18 protein-coding genes are annotated in these 19,278 nt (G+C 71.1%); 10 read left to right on the top strand and 8 right to left on the bottom strand.

What is annotated here, in order from left to right:
* Nucleotides 1-14: 14 nt before the first annotated feature.
* Complete coding sequence (locus ACGFJ7_RS25630) at nt 15-752, top strand: metallophosphoesterase (RefSeq protein WP_360259496.1); 738 nt, start codon at nt 15-17, stop codon at nt 750-752.
* Here the strand turns inward: ACGFJ7_RS25630 and ACGFJ7_RS25625 are convergent.
* Complete coding sequence (locus tag ACGFJ7_RS25625) at nt 734-1,633, bottom strand: SDR family NAD(P)-dependent oxidoreductase (RefSeq protein WP_392644160.1); 900 nt, start codon at nt 1,631-1,633, stop codon at nt 734-736. The two genes, ACGFJ7_RS25630 and ACGFJ7_RS25625, sit on opposite strands and share 19 nt — an antisense overlap.
* Before the next feature lie 34 nt (nt 1,634-1,667).
* A complete protein-coding gene (locus ACGFJ7_RS25620) occupies nt 1,668-2,165 on the bottom strand; it encodes a hypothetical protein (protein ID WP_360259491.1) in 498 nt (165 codons plus the stop codon).
* 299 nt (nt 2,166-2,464) lie between these two features.
* Between ACGFJ7_RS25620 and ACGFJ7_RS25615 the strand changes: the two genes are divergently transcribed.
* The gene (locus ACGFJ7_RS25615; RefSeq protein ID WP_360259488.1) at nt 2,465-2,884 is read left to right on the top strand and encodes a YciI family protein; all 420 of its coding nucleotides are present in this window, start codon (nt 2,465-2,467) and stop codon (nt 2,882-2,884) included.
* On the top strand, nt 2,857-4,143 hold the full coding sequence (locus ACGFJ7_RS25610; RefSeq protein ID WP_392644158.1) for an RNA polymerase sigma factor: 1,287 nt from the start codon (nt 2,857-2,859) through the stop codon (nt 4,141-4,143). Before ACGFJ7_RS25615 ends, ACGFJ7_RS25610 begins: the two co-directional genes overlap by 28 nt.
* A gap of 83 nt (nt 4,144-4,226) precedes the next feature.
* Here the strand turns inward: ACGFJ7_RS25610 and ACGFJ7_RS25605 are convergent, their stop codons facing one another.
* From ACGFJ7_RS25605 to ACGFJ7_RS25595, 3 genes are all read right to left on the bottom strand, one after another.
* Nucleotides 4,227-4,982, bottom strand: coding sequence for a class I SAM-dependent methyltransferase (locus tag ACGFJ7_RS25605; protein ID WP_392644276.1), 756 nt, complete (start codon nt 4,980-4,982; stop codon nt 4,227-4,229).
* Nucleotides 4,983-5,065: 83 nt separating this feature from the next.
* Entirely contained in the window at nt 5,066-8,281 is a 3,216-nt protein-coding gene (pulA, locus tag ACGFJ7_RS25600; protein WP_392644156.1) for a pullulanase-type alpha-1,6-glucosidase, read from the bottom strand.
* Nucleotides 8,282-8,393: 112 nt separating this feature from the next.
* Nucleotides 8,394-8,783 (bottom strand): hypothetical protein, encoded by a 390-nt coding sequence (locus tag ACGFJ7_RS25595; protein ID WP_360259534.1) that lies wholly within the window; start codon nt 8,781-8,783, stop codon nt 8,394-8,396.
* Nucleotides 8,784-8,974: 191 nt separating this feature from the next.
* On the opposite strand from ACGFJ7_RS25595, the gene acnA reads away from it, so the two are divergent.
* Genes acnA through coaD form a run of 3 tightly spaced genes read left to right on the top strand, consistent with a single transcriptional unit; the run spans nt 8,975 to nt 14,031 of the window.
* On the top strand, nt 8,975-11,749 hold the full coding sequence (gene acnA, locus ACGFJ7_RS25590) for an aconitate hydratase AcnA (RefSeq protein ID WP_360259479.1): 2,775 nt from the start codon (nt 8,975-8,977) through the stop codon (nt 11,747-11,749).
* A 58-nt stretch (nt 11,750-11,807) separates the two neighbouring features.
* Entirely contained in the window at nt 11,808-13,619 is a 1,812-nt protein-coding gene (locus tag ACGFJ7_RS25585) for an ATP-binding protein (RefSeq protein ID WP_360259477.1), read from the top strand.
* Between the two features lie 4 nt (nt 13,620-13,623).
* The gene (coaD, locus tag ACGFJ7_RS25580; protein ID WP_360259475.1) at nt 13,624-14,031 is read left to right on the top strand and encodes a pantetheine-phosphate adenylyltransferase; all 408 of its coding nucleotides are present in this window, start codon (nt 13,624-13,626) and stop codon (nt 14,029-14,031) included.
* 1 nt (nt 14,032) lies between these two features.
* On the opposite strand, the gene ACGFJ7_RS25575 is transcribed toward coaD, so the two are convergent.
* Complete coding sequence (locus ACGFJ7_RS25575) at nt 14,033-14,455, bottom strand: DUF6069 family protein (protein ID WP_360259473.1); 423 nt, start codon at nt 14,453-14,455, stop codon at nt 14,033-14,035.
* A gap of 132 nt (nt 14,456-14,587) precedes the next feature.
* Between ACGFJ7_RS25575 and ACGFJ7_RS25570 the strand changes: the two genes are divergently transcribed.
* The 3 genes from ACGFJ7_RS25570 (at nt 14,588) to ACGFJ7_RS25560 (ending at nt 16,764) form a co-directional block, all read left to right on the top strand.
* A complete protein-coding gene (locus ACGFJ7_RS25570; protein WP_360259471.1) occupies nt 14,588-15,745 on the top strand; it encodes a histidine kinase in 1,158 nt (385 codons plus the stop codon).
* On the top strand, nt 15,733-16,395 hold the full coding sequence (locus ACGFJ7_RS25565; protein ID WP_360259468.1) for a response regulator transcription factor: 663 nt from the start codon (nt 15,733-15,735) through the stop codon (nt 16,393-16,395). The genes ACGFJ7_RS25570 and ACGFJ7_RS25565 overlap by 13 nt, the downstream gene beginning before the upstream one ends.
* 123 nt (nt 16,396-16,518) lie before the next feature.
* Complete coding sequence (locus tag ACGFJ7_RS25560; protein WP_360259465.1) at nt 16,519-16,764, top strand: DUF2630 family protein; 246 nt, start codon at nt 16,519-16,521, stop codon at nt 16,762-16,764.
* 52 nt (nt 16,765-16,816) lie between these two features.
* On the opposite strand, the gene ACGFJ7_RS25555 is transcribed toward ACGFJ7_RS25560, so the two are convergent.
* Both ACGFJ7_RS25555 and ACGFJ7_RS25550 read right to left on the bottom strand, forming a co-directional pair.
* On the bottom strand, nt 16,817-17,734 hold the full coding sequence (locus ACGFJ7_RS25555; protein ID WP_392644153.1) for a serine protein kinase RIO: 918 nt from the start codon (nt 17,732-17,734) through the stop codon (nt 16,817-16,819).
* Between the two features lie 145 nt (nt 17,735-17,879).
* A complete protein-coding gene (locus tag ACGFJ7_RS25550; protein WP_360259463.1) occupies nt 17,880-18,530 on the bottom strand; it encodes an HAD family hydrolase in 651 nt (216 codons plus the stop codon).
* Between the two features lie 165 nt (nt 18,531-18,695).
* Between ACGFJ7_RS25550 and ACGFJ7_RS25545 the strand changes: the two genes are divergently transcribed.
* The gene (locus tag ACGFJ7_RS25545) at nt 18,696-19,274 is read left to right on the top strand and encodes a helix-turn-helix domain-containing protein (protein ID WP_360259461.1); all 579 of its coding nucleotides are present in this window, start codon (nt 18,696-18,698) and stop codon (nt 19,272-19,274) included.
* Nucleotides 19,275-19,278: the final 4 nt, after the last annotated feature.

The raw sequence follows: 19,278 nt of genomic DNA, 5'->3' as shown, positions 1-19,278 counted from the left end.
CATACGATTGCGGCGTGAACGTGATTGCCCATATCAGCGACGTCCATATCGACGGCGGGGACCGCAGCGTCGAGCGTGCGGGGCGTGTCATGCGCTATCTCGCCGGGCTTCCGGTTCCGGTCGACGTGGTGCTCGTGACCGGGGACATCGCCGACCACGGCTTCGCCCAGGAGTACGAGCGGATGCGCCAGGTGCTCGACCTGCCGGTGCCGACGCTGCTGCTGCCCGGCAATCACGACGTCCGCGAGGCGTACCGCAAGATTCTGCTTGAGGAGACACCGAGCGGCGGCCCGATCAACTCGGCGCACCGGGTCGGCGGCATGTTCTTCGCGATGTGCGACTCCAGCATCCCGGGCCGCAACGACGGCCTCCTGGCGCCCGAGACCCTCGACTGGCTGGAAGCTGAGTTGACCGCCGCCGCCGACCTGCCGGCGTTCATCTGCTTCCATCACCCGCCCGTACCGCTTCAGGTGCCGTTCATCGACGAGATCCGGCAGTTCTCCACCGAGCGCCTGGCCGAGATCGTCGCCGCTCACGGCAACGTCGTGGCGGTGCTCTGCGGTCACGCCCATACGGCCGCGGCGAGCACCTTCGCCGGCAAACCGATGCTGGTCGCGCCCAGCATCGCCTCGACTCTGCTGCTGCCCTTCGAGAGCGACGACGTGATCACCCGTGATCTGCCCTCGATGCTGGCGTTCCACATCCTCGACGACGACGGCCGGCTGACCACCCACTACCGCGTCGTACTCTGACGCGGGTCCAGCCCGGTGAGGTCCGCGGAGAGGTCCCAGAGCCGTTCACCCTCCGGCCCGTCGGTCGAGTAGGTCTCGGTAGCCGCGCAGTCGCGGCAGTAGGAGCCGCCGAACGGCTCCGCGCCCGGTGAGGTCGCCGCCCACACCGGCGTGGCGGCGCCCTGAGCGGCACTGCGGAACAGCCCCGGCGCCGGCCGGCCCTCGGCGTCGATCCAGCCGGCCTCGATCATCTCCGTGCGCGCCAAGTGCCGCTGCAACGGCGAGAGCACCCACCCGGGGCTGGCGGAAAAGGCGCGTACCCCCCATTGGTCGAGGCGGTGGGCGAACAGCACGGCGGCGAGCTTCGATTGCCCGTACGCGGCCCACTTGTCGTACTCCCGGGTGAAATGGATGTCGTCCCACCGCATGCGGTCCTCGGGCGACCGCCCGGAGGCGACCATGACCACCCGGGCCGCCTCGGCCGCTTTCAGCGCGGGCCACAGGTGCGCCACCAGCGCGTAGTGCCCGAGGTGATTGATCGCGAACTGGGCCTCCCAGCCGGGACCGACCCGCGTCTCGGGGCAGGCCATCACGGCCGCGCTCCCGATGACGATGTCGACCGCCGGGCGGTCGCTTACGATCTCGCCGGCGGCCTTCTCCACCGAGGCGAGGTCGGCGAGGTCCATCGGCCGGATGTCGATCCGGCCGTCGCGCAGCGCCTGCCGCGCCACCTCGGGCCGGCGCGCCGGGACGATCACGTACGCCCCGGCGTCGGCGAGGGCGAGCGCCGCCTCCCGCCCGATGCCGGAATATCCGCCCGTCACGATGGCGGTGCGGCCGCTCAGGTCCACGCCGGAGAGCACCTGGGCCGCCGTGCTGTGCGCATCGAACCTAGTCGTCATACCGGCGAAGCTAGGCGTTCGAGCGCACTCGAGGTCAAGAGGTCTTGAAGTCGCTGACCGCGAAGCACTCGGCCCCGCTGGGGCCTTCCTCGGAGACGTTGATGGAGATCTTCACCGGCAGTCCGTCCGGGGTGAACGTGCGGGTGACCTCACCGCCGTCGTCGGCGGCCGTCTGCGCGTTGTCGATCAGCTGCTTCAGCGTGAAGGCGTCGATCTCCTCGCCCTGCTCGCCGGTGACCGGGCCGAGGTCGACCTCGCTGCTGCTCGCCGGGGCGGCGGCCGACGCGTCCAGCCGCTCGGTCGACGCCACCTCGCCCGAGGCCACGGTCACGCGGTAGCGCCCGAGCGGCTTGGCGTCGTCGCAGCCGCGGGTGAGCACGTATGAGTAGTCGGCCGGCTCGGTCCACGGCGGCGGCGAGGTGACCACCGACGGGGACGGCGTGACGAAGGTCGAGGTCTTGGGCTCGTCCGACGTGCATCCGCCGATCGCCGCCACCAGGGCGATGCCGCCAAGGGCCCACGCGAGCCGCACTGTCAACCTCCGTGATCACGCCCGCGGGTGCGGGGCAGGGGACCCGCAATCTAGCGCAGCCGCGCATCCTCACCGGTTGCCGGGCTGTATCGCTGTGGTGTGTCGCTGTGGAGTTGTCAAGGAACGACGCCGCCCACTCTGCTCCCGACGGCCATGAGTGGGGAGAGCCGAAGGTAGGGGTCGGCCCCATACCAAAGTCGGGGTAAAAAACTTCCGGAACCCCGTCGATGGGAGGGTCCGCCGTTCGACCTGTCAGTGAGAAGGTCGACGAGCGACCGCACCGACGCGAGGAGAGCACGATGGCCAAGTACATCCTGATCATGCGCAACACCGACGAGGGCCTGGCCAAGATGGGCGAAGTCTCGTTCGACGAGATGCTCGAGACGGTCGGCCGCTTCAACGAGACGCTGATCAAGGCGGGCGTCCTGATCGCGGCCGAGGGGCTCGACGACGCCGCGCAGGGCGTGGTGGTCGACTACAGCGGTGAGACCCCGGTGGTCACCGACGGGCCGTACGGGGAGACCAAGGAGCTGTTCGGCGGCTTCTACATCATCGACGTCGCCTCGAAGGAGGAGGCGATCGAGTGGGCCAAGCGGATGCCGGCGTTCCCGGGCGCCAAGACCGAGATCCGGCGGGTGCCCAGCATCGACGAGTTCCCACAGGACAACGAGTGGGTCATCAGGGAGCGCGCGTGGCGCGAGCAGACCGGGCAGCTGTGACCAAGGAACTCGAGGCCGTCTGGCGCATCGAGTCACCGCGCATCGTCGGCGCGCTCGCCCGCTACACCGGCGATCTCGAGCTGGCCGAGGACGTCGCCCAGGAGGCGGTGGCGGAAGCGCTCGTCTCCTGGGCCCGCGACGGCACGCCGGACAACCCGGTGGGCTGGCTGCTCGCGACCGCGCGGCGCCGGGCAATCGACAGCTTCCGCCGCCGGGCGGCCCGCGACGAGCGGTACGCGCTGCTGGCCGCCGGCGGCGACGAGCGGTACGTGCCCGCGGCCGGGACGGCTGCTGACGACGGTCAGGGCGACCTGCTCTGGGACCCGGACCGGATCGACGACGACGTTCTGGCGCTGATGTTCGTGGCCTGTCATCCGGTCCTCTCCCCCGAAGCCCGGGTGGCACTCACCCTGCGCACGGTCGGAGGGCTGACCAGCGAGGAGATTGCCCGCGCCTTCCTCGTGCCGGTGCCGACGATCCAGGCGCGCATCACCCGCGCCAAGAAGACGATCGCGGCGGCGCGGGTGCCGTTCGCGCTGCCGCCGGCCGGCGAGCGAAGACAGCGGCTCGGCGGGGTGCTCAGCGTGCTCTACGTGATCTTCACCGAGGGCTCGACGGCGACTTCGGGCGACCGGCTGGTGCGCGAGGATCTGGCGTACGAGGCCATCCGGCTGGCCCGGATGCTGGCGGCGTTGCTGCCGGGCGAGCCCGAGGTGTACGGGTTGCAGGCGCTCTTCGAGCTGACGGCCGCGCGCTTTCCCGCGCGCACCGGCCCGGACGGCGAACCGATCCTGTTGGAGGATCAGGACAGGAGGAGATGGGACAGGTCGGCTGTCCGCCGTGGGCAGGCCGCGCTGAGTCAGGCCACGGCGTGGGGAAAGGGCTTGGGGCCGTACGGGTTACAGGCCGCGATCGCCGCCTGCCATGCCGCGGCCGCCTCGGTGGCCGAGACCGACTGGGACAGCATCGTTCTTCTCTACGAGGCGCTCGGCCGGGTCGCGCCGTCACCGGTCGTCGAGCTCAACCGGGCCGTCGCGGTGGCGATGGCGAGTGGACCGGCGGAGGCGCTCGCCATCGTGGACGATCTGGCCGCCCGCGACCGGCTCCCCGGCTCGCATCTGCTCCCCGGGGTGCGTGGGGAGTTGCTCGCCCGCCTGGGCCGGGCCGCCGAGGCGCGGGCCGAGCTCGAGCTGGCCGCCCGCCTCTGCACGAACGCCCGGGAACGCTTCGTCCTACTCGGAAAGGCGGCCGCACTCTAGCGCGTGAGGGCGCGGCGCCAAAGGAGAGGCGCGGCGCGAAGGAAACGCGCCACGAGACGACGCGGCGCGACACCGGCGCGCTGTTAAGGGGCGCGTTCCAGGACCAGGAGGTCGCTTTCCTCGTCGACTGGGCGGGGGTGGCGTTCGGTGGCTACCGCGGCGTCCAGGGCGGCGAAGCCGTCGAGGATCTCCTCCTCGGTCAGGCGCTCGAAGGTGGATGAGCCGCGCAGGCGTAGGCGGTCGGCGTAGTCGGAGAGGCTGTCGGCGATGCGTTCCTGGATGCGGTCGACTGTCACGTAGGTCAGGCCGGACTCGGCGAAGTCCTCGATCAGGGGGTCCATGCGCGGGAAGACCTGCTCGTCGACCAGGCGGGCGCCGGGGAAGTAGCTGTACCAGAGCAGCTCGGGCATGCGGTCGGGGAACGAGCTGCGGATCAGGGCCCGGCCGCCGGGGCGCAGGACGCGGGCGATCTCGGCCGCCGCCGCCCTGTGGTCGCGGACGTGGTGAAGCACCAGGAAGAGCAGCACCAGGTCGCAGCTCGCGTCGGGTAGGGGGATCTCGGTGGCCGAGCCCTCCAGGTATGTCACCGCCGGGTGGGTCGCGTTCGCCTCGGCGACCTCGCGCATGCGCACCGACGGCTCGACGCCGTAGACCGGACCGCCGAACTCGTCGGCCAGCAGCGGGGTGAACCGGCCCGTGCCCGAGCCGAGGTCGAGCACGGTCAGCGGGCGCCCGGGCGGCGCGTGGCGGGCGAAGGCGCGCAGCCACTCGGTCATCGTCTCGGGCGGCAGTGCCCTGGCCCGGGCGTAGACCAGATGCTGCCGATCGTCGTAGTTCACCTCGCGCAACGGCTCCCCCTTTCCGCGCTGGACCCATTCTTGCGAGCGGCGGAGGTTCGCGCATCCCCGGCGTCCGTCGAGACTCACCGTACGTCGGCCACGAAGACCGCGACCGAGCGCCCGGGCACCGTCAGCAGGTCGCCGGCCGCCGTGGCCGTGCGCAGCAGCGGGTCGGCCGAACCGGCCACCTCGGGGTGTAGGCGCAGGTCCACCCCGGCCAGTGCCGGCACCTCCTGCTGCACCGTCTCCTCGGTCGCGTTGAAGACCACCACGATCGTGCTCCACCGCGGGTCGAGGCCGGTGCCGTCCAGGCACATCACGATCACGCCGGGGGTCTCGGCCGGGCCGCCCAGCGGGAACGTCAGGCGGCGCTGCACCTCCTCGGCGGTCGGCAGGCCGAAGACCGGCGAGGAACGCCGGATCCGCAGCAACTCGCGGTAGCGCTCGGCGGTCATCTCGATCGCCTCCGGCGGCGGGACCAGCGCCGGGTCGGCCAGCAGCGGCCGGGCCCGGTCCCACTGGTCCTCGTTGTCCGCCTCCGGCGGCAGGCCCAGGCCGAAACCGTTGCCCAGGGCCGGGTCCCAGCGGATCTGGTTGAACCAGTCGCCCGAGTTGAACGAGTTACGGTCGAGCGATTTCGAGCGCAGCCGCTCGCTGCCCATCGCCACGAAACCGACGCCCTGGCCGAGCACCACCAGCGACAGCGCCAGGATCTGCATGCGCGCGCGGTCGGTGGCCGAGCTGGACCGCGGCAGCTTGAAGGCCATCGCGTCGTACAGGATCTCGTTGTCGTGGGCGTCGACGTAGTTGACCGTCTCGCCCGGCGACAGCGCGTACCCGCTCGGCGAGCCGTTGTAGTCGATCTGGGCACCGCTCAGCTCGGCACCGGTGTGCGTCACGAACCGGTACGTGGACAGGGCGCCCGACAGACCCACCTTGATCTCGTCGTGGACGTACAGCGGCGTCCGGGAGCCCAGCCCGGTCGCGAAGCCCGGCACCGACGGGTCGCCGAACGAGCCACCGCCGCGGGCGGCGTCGCGCAGGCGGTCGTTGAAGGTGCCGATGCCCGTACCGGCCATGTTGATCTGAGTGGCCTGGGCGAACCGCGCGTCGTACGCGACCTCGCCGAAGTTCCACCCCTCGCCGTACAGGTAGATGTCCTTGCCGTGGGGCAGATGGTCGAGCGTCACCCGCACCTCGAGGATGTTGGCGCGGGGGTGGTGTCCCATCAGGTCGAAGCGGAATCCGTCGACCTTGTACTGCCGGGCCCAGGTCTCGACCGAGTCGACGACCAGCCGGCCCATCATCATGTGCTCGGTGGCCGTGTTCGGGCAGCAGGTCGACTCGGCGGTGGTGCCGTCGGCCAGCAGCCGGTGATAGTAGCCCGGCACGATCTTGTCGAGCACGCTGAAGCGGCCGAGCCCGTCGTGCATCGTGTGGTTGTAGACCACGTCCATGACCACGCGCAGCCCGATCGCGTTCAGCGCCGCCACCATGGTGCGGAACTCCAGGATGCGCGACGGCCCGGCCGGGTCGGCCGCGAAGCTGCCCTCGGGCGCCGTGTAGTGCCACGGGTCGTAACCCCAGTTGAACCCGTCCTCGTCGGCGATCTCCATGACGGCGGCCTGCTGCGCGGGCGAGTCCGGCGGAAAGGTCGCCAGGTCGCAGGCGGGCGTCGCCTGATCGGCCCGCCGGTCGGGCACGGTCGCGAAGTCGAAGGCCGGCAGGAGGTGTACGTGGGTCAGGCCCGCGTCCGCAAGCGAGCGCAGATGCCGCATCGAGTCGGACTCGAGGTGGGCGAAGGCGCCGTAGGTGCCGCGCAGCGCGGCCGGCAGCGACTGATCGAAGATCGAGAACTCGCGGATCGACACCTCGCTGATCTGCATGCGGGCCGGCGCCACCGGCGCCGGTTTGGCCAGCGCGTCCCAGCCCGGCGGGGCCAGCGCGGGATCGTCGAGGTCGACGAGCAGGCTGTGCGTCGAATCGGCGGCGAGACCCAGCGAGTACGGGTCGGTGACGCCGGCCGTCACGACCCGCTGGGCGGCCGGATGCCAGACCTCGACGCGAAAACGGTAGTAGCGACCCAGCCACTTGCGTTTGACGCCGGCCGACCACACCCCGGTCACGTCGTCGCGGTCCATCGGCAGGACCTTGGGATCGTCGGCCGGCGTACGGAAGATCTCCAGCGCCACCGACCGGGCGGTCGGCGCCCACACCGCCACGAAGGAGCGTTCCGCGTCGAGCACCAGCCCCAGCTCGGCGTCGGCCGCGTCGGCGTAGAGGTCGTCGAGCACGCCGGCCATCTGCACGCCGGTCAGGGCGGTGACCTCACCGCGCGGGTCCTGGCCGACGACGAGCAACTGCCCGCGCAGCAGCGACCCGAGCACCGCGTCGCCCAGCTCGCGCACCGAGAAGGCACGGTACGCCCGCAGGTGGGGGAACTTGCGGCTCTGCGCCTGGAACAGCCCGCCCGGCCGCGGTGTCAGAGGCACCTCGAGGTCGTCGCCGGCCAGCGCGAACACCGCGGCCCGGTCGGCCAGGTCGCCGGGCAGCGCGATGGTCGTCCGGTCGACGAAGACGGCCAGGGACCGGGCCGGGTCGAGTTCCGGGCCGAGCGTGCCCACGTCGGGCCGGACGGGGGCGACCGTGCCGCCGACCAGCCACAACTCGCGGGCTACGGAGAGGTCGATCCGCTGGTCGTCGGGCAGGTCTTTCTGCTCGCCGCGATGCAGGACGAAGCGCAGCCCGATCGCGTCGGGGCGCACCGGCACCCGGAAGACGGCGCCGAACGCGTCCCACGCCGAGGGCATGATCGGCGTACGCCAGACGGGCTTGGATTTTGTGCCCTCCCAGGCGTGCAGTCCCCAGCCCGCGTAGTCGCCGTCGGGCCGCCGGTAGTGGATGATCACGTCGCCGGAAGAATCGGAGATGTCGGAACTGCGCGGTGACGTGTAGATCGTCGGGTCGCCGGGCCGCAGCCAGATCTCGGAGATCACCGACGGGTCGACGTGCCGGTCGTCCGGAACGTCCTTGACCCCGGCACGATCGACGAGAACAAACCCGACGTCCCGCGCCCCGGGGGTCAGCGCGACCCAGGCGAACCGGCCGTAAGAGTCCTCACCAGCGAAAGGGCGGCCGCCCGGATAGCCGTTGATCTGCCCCGGCTCGATGTCACCCCAGGCGTGCAGCGACCAGGCCGCATAGTCACCGTCGGGCCGTACGTAGTGCACGAGCAGCCAGCGCGGCGATGAGCGGACCAGAGAAGCGGGCGCGACGGAGTCGATCTCGATCGTGGTCACCGGAACATCCTCGCACCGGCCTCCGACAATTGAGGATTATTCAGGGCCGTGGAGACCAGGGCGGTAGGCTGCGGCGCGTCGTCGGCCCAGGTAGACCTTGAATGAACTCAATTCAGTGCGTCGCCACGACCGTGGTGATCCGAGGGCCGTGCTCGTCGACCCGCAGCAGGTAGCGGTAGCGTTCGCCGGGCACGGCGTTGCCCGAGCTGTCCAGGTACTCCCACTCGACAGCGACCATGGTCAGCCGGGCCGACAGCGGCTGCACCTCGGTCAACTGAGCGTGGGCGGCGACGATCTGCTGCTCCTGGTACGCGGGCGCGGCACCCAGGAACGACAGGGCGACGGCGGCCGGCGAGGCGAACGTGAAGCTGTACGAGTCGGCCACCACCATGCCCGGCAGCGCGTAGCAGTTCGCGATGGCCGAGACGTCCCCACTGGTCAGCGCGGTCCCGTAGCGGTCGAAGAACTCGGTCAGCCCATCGGAATCGGTGGGTGCCTGCACGGTTCGAGGTGTGCCCACGGCCCAACGGGAGTAAACGTGAGAGGGATGCCCGACCCCGCCTTGCGCGGCCTTACAAGACGGACGTACGGTTTACGGGAAACGTGAACCGAGAGTTAGGTATGCCTAACCCGAAGGCCGCTCATTCGGTGCGAAAGACTTGTCCGACGATCGCTGGGTGTGAAGGAGATGACGTGGCCAGCCTCGACACCTTTGGTGCGAAGAGCGAGCTGCGCGTCGGTGACGCGAGCTACGAGATTTTCACGATCGACAAGGTCGAGGGGCACCACCGCCTGCCCTACTCCTTGAAGATCCTGCTGGAGAACCTGCTGCGGACCGAGGACGGCGCGAACATCACCGCCGACCACATCCGCGCCCTCGGCGGCTGGGACCAGACCGCCGACCCCAGCGTCGAGATCCAGTTCACCCCGGCGCGGGTCCTGATGCAGGACTTCACCGGTGTGCCCTGTGTGGTCGACCTGGCCACCATGCGCGAGGCCGTGAAGGAGCTGGGCGGCGACCCGACCAAGGTCAACCCGCTCGCCCCGGCCGAGCTGGTCATCGACCACTCGGTCATCGCCGACCTGTTCGGCCGCGAGGACGCCTTCGCCCGCAACGTCGAGCTGGAGTACCAGCGCAACCGCGAGCGCTACCAGTTCCTGCGCTGGGGACAGACCGCGTTCAACGAGTTCAAGGTCGTGCCGCCCGGCACCGGCATCGTGCACCAGGTCAACATCGAATACCTGGCCCGTACGATCATGGAGCGCAACGGCCAGGCCTACCCCGACACCGTGGTCGGCACCGACTCGCACACCACCATGGTCAACGGCCTGGGCGTGCTGGGCTGGGGCGTCGGCGGCATCGAGGCCGAGGCCGCGATGCTCGGCCAGCCGGTCAGCATGCTGATCCCGCGGGTCGTCGGCTTCAAGCTGAACGGCGAGATGCCGGCCGGCACGACCGCCACCGACCTGGTGCTGACGATCACCGAGATGCTTCGCGAGCACGGCGTGGTCAGCAAGTTCGTCGAGTTCTACGGCCCCGGCGTGAGCGCCGTGCCGCTGGCCAACCGGGCCACCATCGGCAACATGTCGCCCGAGTACGGCTCGACCGTCGCGATCTTCCCGATCGACGACGAGACGATCAAGTACCTCAAGCTCACCGGCCGCTCCGAGCAGCAGGTGGCGCTCGTCGAGGCGTACGCCAAGCGTCAGGGTCTCTGGCTCGACCCGAACGCCGAGCCGGACTACTCCGAGAAGCTCGAGCTCGACCTGTCGACCATCGTGCCGTCGCTGGCCGGCCCGAAGCGCCCGCAGGACCGGGTGCCGCTGAACGCGGCCAAGCCGATGTTCCGCGAGGCCCTCACCAACTACGTCACCGACTCCGGGCCGGCCGACGAGGCGAGCGAGGAGTCCTTCCCGGCCAGCGACCCGCCGGCCAACCACGAGGACTCGGCCGCCGACAAGCCGCACCACCTGGTCAGCGCGGCCAACGGCGCCGAGGGCCGACCCTCCAAGCCGACCCGGGTCAAGGGCGAGGACGGCGTCGAGTACGAGCTCGACCACGGCGCCGTGGTGATCGCCGCGATCACCTCCTGCACCAACACGTCGAACCCGCAGGTCATGATCGGCGCGGCGCTGCTCGCGAAGAAGGCCGTCGAGCGCGGCCTGACCCGCAAGCCGTGGGTCAAGACCACCCTCGCCCCGGGCTCCAAGGTGGTCTCCGACTACTACGACCGGGCCGGCCTCACGCCGTACCTCGACAAGATCGGCTTCAACCTGGTCGGTTACGGCTGCACGACCTGCATCGGCAACTCGGGCCCGCTGCCCGAGGAGGTCTCGGCCGCCGTCAACGAGGCCGACCTGACCGCGGTCAGCGTGCTCTCCGGCAACCGCAACTTCGAGGGCCGGATCAACCCGGACGTCAAGATGAACTACCTGGCGTCCCCGCCCCTGGTCGTGGCGTACGCGCTGGCCGGCACGATGGACCTGGACATCACGACCGAGCCGCTCGGCACGGGCTCGGACGGCAAGCCGGTCTACCTGAACGACATCTGGCCCACCGCCAAGGAGGTCGACGACGTCATCGCGTCGGCGATCGGGGCCGAGGGCTTCAGCACCGCGTACTCCGACGTGTTCGCCGGCGACGAGAAGTGGCAGTCGCTGCCGACCCCCGAGGGCAAGACCTTCGAGTGGAGCGACGAGTCGACGTACGTCCGCAAGCCTCCTTACTTCGAGGGCATGGCCGCCTCGCCGCAGCCGGTGAACGACATCTCGGGCGCTCGCGTGCTGGCCAAGCTGGGTGACTCGGTCACGACCGACCACATCTCGCCGGCCAGCTCGATCAAGCCGGACTCGCCCGCGGGCAAGTACCTGGCCGAGCACGGCGTCCCGCGGCACGAGTTCAACAGCTACGGCTCGCGCCGCGGCAACCACGAGGTCATGATCCGGGGCACGTTCGCCAACATCCGGCTGCGCAACCAGCTCGTGCCGGGCGTCGAGGGCGGCTTCACGGTCAACCACCTCACCGGCGACCAGAGCACGATCTACGACGCCTCGGTGGCCTACCAGGAGGCCGGCGTGCCGCTGGTCATCCTGGCCGGCAAGGAGTACGGCTCAGGCTCGTCGCGCGACTGGGCGGCCAAGGGCACCATGCTCCTCGGCGTCCGCGCCGTCATCGCCGAGAGCTACGAGCGCATCCACCGCTCGAACCTGATCGGCATGGGCGTGCTGCCGCTGCAGTTCCCGCCGAAGACGAACGCGGAGTCGCTGGGCCTCACCGGCACCGAGACCTTCACGATCACCGGCGTGACCGCGCTCAACGACGGCGAGACCCCGCGCACGGTCAAGGTCCGTACGGACACCGGCATCGAGTTCGACGCCGACGTCCGCATCGACACGCCCGGCGAGGCCGACTACTACCGGCACGGCGGCATCCTGCAGTACGTGCTCCGCAAGATGCTCAACTCCTGATTCGTGCCGACCCCGGCGGGCTGCTCAGTCCCGCCGGGGTCGTGCCGATCGGGTAGGGGTGAGGGCTCTCTCCAGGCGGCAGACATGGGCCTGGACCGTCGTCGTGATCGTGGTGGGCGTCCTGGCCAGCGTCGGCGGCGGCGTGCTCCTCGACCAGCAGCAGCGTCAGGGATTCGACGCCGTCATGGACCGCCGCGCCGGGCTCGTCGCCCAGGCCGTCACCAACCAGGCCGCCCGCTACATCGACACGCTGCGCACGACGGCCGGCGCGATCGGCGCCTTCGAAAGCCTGAACGCCTCGAAGTTCGCGCAGACCGCGGCCCCGCTCACCCAGCTGCGGCTGGCCGGGGCCACCTCGCTGACCTATCTGATCGCCACCGACCGCCCCGGCGTGGCCGCGGCTCAGGCGAAATGGCGCGGTCGTGGCGTACCGGATCTCCGGCTGAGCCCCGACACGAACTTCCAGGAACACATCTTTCCCATCTTCTCCGTACGCTTTGACGGCAGCACGCCCTCGACCACGACCAGCGATCTCGCGGCGAGCGCCGTCCCGGCGGCGACGTTCGCCGAGGCGCGGCGCACCGGCCAGGTCACGCTCTCCGACCCGTTCGTCCTCAAGCGGGACGAGACCCTGCCGGAAGGGGTCAGGCAGAGTTCGTTCCTGCTGACCACGGGCCTGTGGGGACCGGCCGGCGCCCACGGCGTCAAGCCGTTCCGCGGCTGGCTGCTGATGGGCCTGCGCAGCGAGACCTTCCTCGGCGACAGTCTCCGCCTGGTCGCGCAGAGCGGCATCGACGTCACCCTCCAGGCTCAGGGCCTCGACGCTGTGCCCTCGGTCGTGGCGACCCTGCGCGCCCCCGCGCCCGGACTGCGTGACCTGCACCGAACCGTCACCATCCCGGTGGCCCAGCGGCACTGGACGATCGTCGTCGCCTCCCCCACGTCGACGATGCCCGGCACGAAGAACCTGCCGGCGGCGGTGACCCTGGCCGGGCTGCTGTTCACCGTCGCGCTCGCCCTGCTCGTGCACACGCTGGCCAGCGGGCGGGCCCGGGCCGAGTCCCGGGTCGAGGCCGCGACGGCCGACCTGCGGTCCACCCAGATCGTGCTGCGCCAGCAGAAGGCCGACCTCACCGCGTTCGCCGGCGTCGTCGCCCACGACCTCAAGGCCCCGCTGGCCACCGTGCAGGCCCACGCCGAGTTTCTCGACGAGGAACTCGAGGGCCGGTCCGCGGTCGACGTGGCCGAGATCCGTCCCGACCTCCGCAAGATCACGGCGGGGGTGACCCGGATGGGCACCCTCATCGACGACCTGCTCACCTACGCCGCCGCTCGCGAGGGGGGTATCCGGCCGGTCGACCTGGACCTGCACGCCCTGGCCGACGAGGTGGCGATCGCCCATCTCGACGCCGCCAGCGCGGCCCGCCGCTCGATGCCGACCATCTACGTCGGCGACCTGCCCCCGGTCGCGGCCGACCCGGCCCTGATCCGGCAGCTGCTGAACAACCTGATCGGCAACGCCGTCAAATACACGGCGGCGGGCCGGACGCCGCGCGTCGACGTCACCGCGCACCGGACCGAGGACGGCCGGAAGGTCGTCGTCCAGGTCGCCGACCGCGGCCTCGGCGTGCCGGCCGGCCAGCACGAGGCGATCTTCAACGGATTCCACCGCGCCCACCAGTCCTCGGGCATCCCCGGCACCGGCCTCGGCCTGGCGATCTGCCACCGCATCGTCGAACGGCACGGCGGCGTCATCACCGCCGAGGACAACCGCGGCGGCGGCACGATCATCACCTTCTCGCTGCCCGCCGCCACCGGCACCCCCGTGGCGCTGAAAGCGGATGTCGCCCACCCGCAAACGCTAATCTGAGTCGATGGTGCGCGCCGTCTATCCGGGCACGTTCGACCCGCTCACGCCCGGTCATCTCGACATCGCCGACCGGGCCCGCCAGGTGGCCGATCATCTGACCGTGCTCGTCGCCGTGAACAGCGCCAAGCACCCGGAACGGGCCGAGGGCGAGCGGGCCGCCTCGGTGCGGGCGGTCCTGCCCGCGTACTGGGACAATGTCGAGGTCGTAGCCTGGGCCGGCCTGACCGCGACGTTCTGCCGCGAGCACGACATCGACGTCATCATCCGCGGCGTCCGCAACGCCACCGACATCCGCCATGAGCAGGAGCTGGCCGCCATGAACGAATCCCTCGGCGTCACCACCCTGCTGATGGCGGCCCGCCCGGCGCTGGTCACGGTCTCCTCCACCGCCGCCCGATCCCTCGGCGCCTGACTCAGCGGCACGAGCGGCGGCCCGGCAGGCCGATGATCAGGGCGATGCCGACCGTCAGGTGCATGCCCAGCAGGACCAGCTTGCTGCTGAGACCCACGCCGCCGCCCAGCGGGCCGGCCAGCGAGACGAGCAGCAGGACGGTCGCGATGATCCGGAAGGCGCGGACGGGGTGGCGGGCCTTGCGCTCCAGCAGCGCGAGCAGCCCCCAGGCGGCCAGGCCGGCGATCAGCGCGGTGGCCACCACCGCGGCGGCGCCGATCGACTGGACCTCGCCGCCCTGCCGGACGGCGAGGTCGAGGCCGCCCCACGGGACGTTCACGGCCCAGAGCAGCAGGGAGCCGGCGGCGCCGGCCACGACCGTGACGGCGCGGCCGGTCCAGGTGGCGGTGGTCGTGGTCTCGAGGTCCCGCATGTTGTTCGTCATGCCGATGAGCGTGGGCCCTGAGGCCGGGTGTGCACATCGGACCTCGGACATCGCCGGGCCCTTCTTTGGGAGGGCGCCGGCACCTACTTAAGTAGGTGTCGCCGACGACTGCCCACCGGTTAGCGTCGCCCCGTGACCGCCACTTTCCGCCCTCCCGGCGCCGCCGCCGTCGCCACGATCGCGGCCGTGTCAGGAGTGCTGATCGCCTCCACCCTGTTCGCCCTGTGGGGAGGCCACGGAGGCGGCCGGGCGCTCGGCCCGCTGTTCGCGCTCGACGTCGCGGCCGGCCTGCTGAGCTGGGCGGTCACCCCGCTGCTGGCCTGGCGCCCGGTCCTCGGCACGGCCGTGCTCACCGTCCTGGCCGCGGTGTCACCGGCCGCCACCCCGCCCGCCACGATCGGCGCGTTGCAGGTGTCGTGGCGGCGGCCGTTCCCGGTCGCGATCGCCGTGGCGGGGGCGGGTATCGCCGCCCACGCGGTTCAGGGGGCCTGGCGGCCCAACGGCTCGATGCCGTACGGGTGGTGGCTCGTGCTGATCACCATCGGCTACGGGGCGCTGCTGGGCTGGGGCGCGTGGGCACAGGCCCGGGCCGCGCTGATCCGCTCGCTGCGCGAGCGGGCCGACCGGGCCGAGGCCGAACAGGGCCGCCGGGTGGCCGAGGCGCGCATGCTGGAACGCCGCAAGATCGCCCGCGAGATGCACGACGTCCTCGCCCACCGCCTGTCGCTGCTGGCGACGTTCGCCGGCGCGATGGAGTATCGGCCCGACTCGTCGCCCGAGCGCCTCTCCCAGGCCGCCGGGGTCGTCCGCGCCGGGGTCCATCAGGCTCTCGAGGAGCTCCGTGAGGTGATCTCGCTGCTGCGCGACGACGACCCGCCGGACGGCGAGGCGTCCCGTCCGCAGCCGGTGCTGGCCGACGTTCCGCGCCTGGTCGAGGAGTCCCGCGGCGCCGGCACCGAGGTGCTGCTGCGCGAGGCGGTGGCGGCGCCGGCCGAGGCGCCGCCGACGGTCGCCCGCACGGCGTATCGGGTGATCCAGGAGGGGCTGACCAACGCCCGCAAGCACGCCGCCGGCCAGCCGGTCCGGGTCGCGCTGCGCGGCGGTCCGGGCGCGGGGCTGGAGGTCGAGCTGGTCAATGCGCTGCCGCCCGACGGGACGCCGCCCGGGTGGTCGGGCGGGGCCGGGCTGGTCGGGCTCACCGAGCGGGTGCAGCTGGCCGGCGGGCGGCTCGATCACCAGGCGAGCGAGGGCGAATTCCGGCTGTGTGCGTCGCTACCATGGCCGGCATGACTCAGCCGGTGCGCGTGCTCGTGGTCGACGACGACGCGCTCGTCCGGGCCGGGCTGACCATGATGCTCGACGGCGCGCCCGGCATCGCTGTGGTCGGCGAGGCCGACGACGGTGACCAGGTGTCCCGGGCGGCCGACGCCCACGCGCCCGACGTCGTGCTGATGGACCTGCGGATGCCCCGGGTCGACGGCATCACCGCCACCCGCCGCCTGCGGGCGCGCCCGCGGCCGCCCGAGATCATCGTGCTGACCACGTTCGACACCGACGAGAACATCCTGCACGCCCTGCGGGCCGGCGCCAGCGGCTTCCTGCTCAAGGACACGCCGCCGGCCCGCATCGCCGACGCCATCCGGCAGGTGGCGGCCGGCGAGCCGATCCTGTCGCCGCGCGTCACCCGGCGCCTGATGGACCGGGTCGCCGTCCAGGCCGGGGCCTACACGAGCGCCCGCGCCGTGCTGGCCACGCTGAGCCCCCGCGAACACGACGTGGTCGTCAGCATCGGCCGGGGCCACAACAACGCCGAGATCGCCGCCGCCCTCGACATGACCCTGGCCACGGTCAAGTCCCACGTCTCACACATCCTGACCAAGCTGGCCCTCGACAACCGCACCCAGATCGCCCTGCTGGCCCACGACGCCGGCCTCGCCTGATCCGCCACCACGCCCATCCGCCGGCTGCTCGCCACGGCGCGCCGCCGGCCTCGCCGTTGAGGGCGCGCTTCGTCACAGCGTGACCGGGTGAGGGTCCGGCGGGGCTGCCTTTAGGCTCTTCGCATGGATGACAAAACTGTTCTGGGCCGGATCAACGGCCTGGTTGACGAGGAGCACAAGCTGCGGCAGCAGCTGGCCAAGGGCGAGATCTCCTCCAGCGAGGAGCACTCGCGGCTCAAGGAACTCGAAGAAGCGCTCGACCAGTGCTGGGACCTGCTGCGCCGGCGGCGGGCCGCCCGGGAGTTCGGCAACGACCCGAACTCCGAGCAGGCCCACAGCGTCGGCGAGGTCGAGGGCTACCTGCAGTGACGCGGCTCCGGCCGCGGGCGCCGAGGTTTCGGCGGCCGCGGGCCGGGCCTTCTCATCGCAGCCCCGCCTCGTAGAGCAGCCGTTCCAGCAGCTCGTCGGCGTCCACTCGCAGACCGCGCTGGGTGAACCAGGCCGCGACGTTGCGCACATCACGGGCGATGAAGTCGGCGCCCTGCGGGTTGGCGACGACGTCGACGATCTGCGGCAGGTCGATCAGCACGAGCCGGCCGTCGTGCACCAGCGTGTTGTACGGCGACAGGTCGCCGTGCGCCACCTGGGCCCGGGCCAGCACCGACAGGGCGTCGGTCATCTGCCGCCACAGGTCGGCGAGCTGGTCGGGGTCGGCGCGCACCTGCGCCAGCCGGGGCGCCGCCTCGCCGGTCTCCCAGTCGCCGATGAACTCGAGCATCAGCTCGGTGCCGATGAGCTGCACCGGGTACGGCACCCGGACCAGGCCGCTCTCCTGGCCGACCTCCCACAGGTGGGATAGGGCGCCGAACTCGGCGACCGCCCACTGCCCGGAGATCATCTCCTTGCCGAAGGCGGTGCGGTTGTTCATGGCCCGCATCTCGCGGGACCGGCGAACCCGGCGGCCCTCGAGATATCCGGCGTCGCGGTGGAAGAGCCGGTGATCGCCGTCCCGGTACCGCTTGGCGGCCAGCATGCTGACCTTGTCGGTGTCGGGGATCTCCCGCCGGACCAGGAAGACGTCGGCTTCCTTGCCGGTCTTGAGCATGCCCAGTTCGGTGTCGACAGCGCCGTGCTCGGTGCGCACCCAGTCGGGGCGCGGCTCGGGGCCGTGCAGGGCGCCGTCCCAGGTGGACCAGCGGTCGCCGACCTCGGGAAGGTCGGGATCCTCGTGAAGCTGCGGCTCGAGCCGCCCGCGCTTCAGAAAGTTCGAGTCGTCGTCGTCGAACTTGCGACGGCCGCGGCGCATGGTTGCCGGGCCGAAAGAGTCGTGCTCTCGCACTGAAGGGTCTCCTCGGAGAAAGAAGGAAGAAGAAGTTCTGGAATCCGGGCAGCAGTCATCACAAAGACAGCCATGGAGTCCACCTCCCTCTCTCTCGTCGGTACGCGGGTCACTTTGCCGGGCCCGTGGAGGTCGCGCAACCTATTTATCGCGCGGTTGCCATGATCTCCGACAGACCCTGAATCACGTTGCCGACCACGCGGGTCGGCGCGAACCGGTCGTCCATCCACTTGCGGCCCCGATGCAGCCACACGCTGGGCAGGGCCATGGCGGCCGCGCCGCCGATGTCCGCCTCGGGGCTGTCGCCGACCACCCACGCCCCGCCGAGCCGCATCCGGACCCGCTGCGCGGCGAGCGCGAAGATCCGTGGGTTCGGCTTGCTCACGCCGGCCTGCTCGGAGATCACCCAATCGGCCACGTAACGGTCGAGACCCGTACGGCGAATGCGGGCTTCTTGAATCTCCGCCCGCCCGTTGGTGACCACGACCGGGACGAAGCCCGCGTCCGCGGCGATCTTCAGGGCGCAGCCGACCAGTGGATCAAGCTTCTCGTAGGCGAGTGGGCCCTCGTGCAGCTCGTCGACGACGTCGATCGAGGGAATTCCGAGGGCGTACCGCTCGCGGATCAGATCGGCCAGGTCCCAGCGCGGAGTCAGACCGTCAGCATCCACGGAGAGTAACCAGTCGAGATCGTCCTGTGAGGCTCCGATCTCGTCCAGGAAACCCTTCGCCCACAGCTTGAAGGCACCGCTGCGGTCGAGCAGGGTGTCGTCGAGAGCGATCAGGACGAGAGGCACGCGGGCACCTTACGTGACCGAACGGGCGGGCGAACAGTCCGCGGCTGTAAACAAGTGACGGGCGGGATGGGGGAATTCGCAGCATCCGTCCGATGGCCGTGGCGTGTCTGGCAAGACGTACGTACGGATTGCATGGCCGCCCGGCCGCGTGACACGATCCAGAACGTGCCCAGAGTAAGCCAGGACCAGCTAGACGCGCGCCGACACGAGATTCTCGCCGCCGCGCGTGACTGTTTCGCACGGTTCGGCTACGAAGGCGCGACCGTGCGCCGCCTCGAGGACGCCACCGGGCTGTCCCGAGGGGCGATTTTCCACCATTTTCGCGACAAGGAATCGCTCTTCCTCGCCGTGGCCGAGGACGACGCCGCCGCCATGGTCGCGACGGTGACCCGCAACGGTCTCGTCCAGGTGATGCGTGACCTGCTCGACCGCGCGGGCAACAGCGACGGTGACACCGCCGGCTGGCTCGGCAGCCAACTCGAGGTGTCCCGGCGGCTGCGCACCGACCCGGCCTTCGCCAAGCGCTGGGCCGAGCGGTCCGCGGCCATCGCCGACGCCACCCGCGAGCGCCTTCAGCGCCAGCGCGAGGCCGGGGTCCTGCGGGACGACGTGCCGGTCGAGGTGCTGACCCAGTTCCTCGAGCTGGCGTACGACGGTCTCGTGCTCCACCTGGCCACCGGGCGCCCGCCGGGCGAGCTGAGCCGGGTGCTCGACGTCGTCGAGGAAGCCGTCCGCCGGGCCTGACGCC

Source organism: Actinoplanes sp. NPDC048988 (assembly GCF_043197815.1).
Lineage (GTDB): Bacteria > Actinomycetota > Actinomycetes > Mycobacteriales > Micromonosporaceae > Actinoplanes.
The sequence above is the reverse complement of the archived record's forward strand: the minus strand, read 5'-3'. Positions and strand labels throughout refer to the sequence as shown.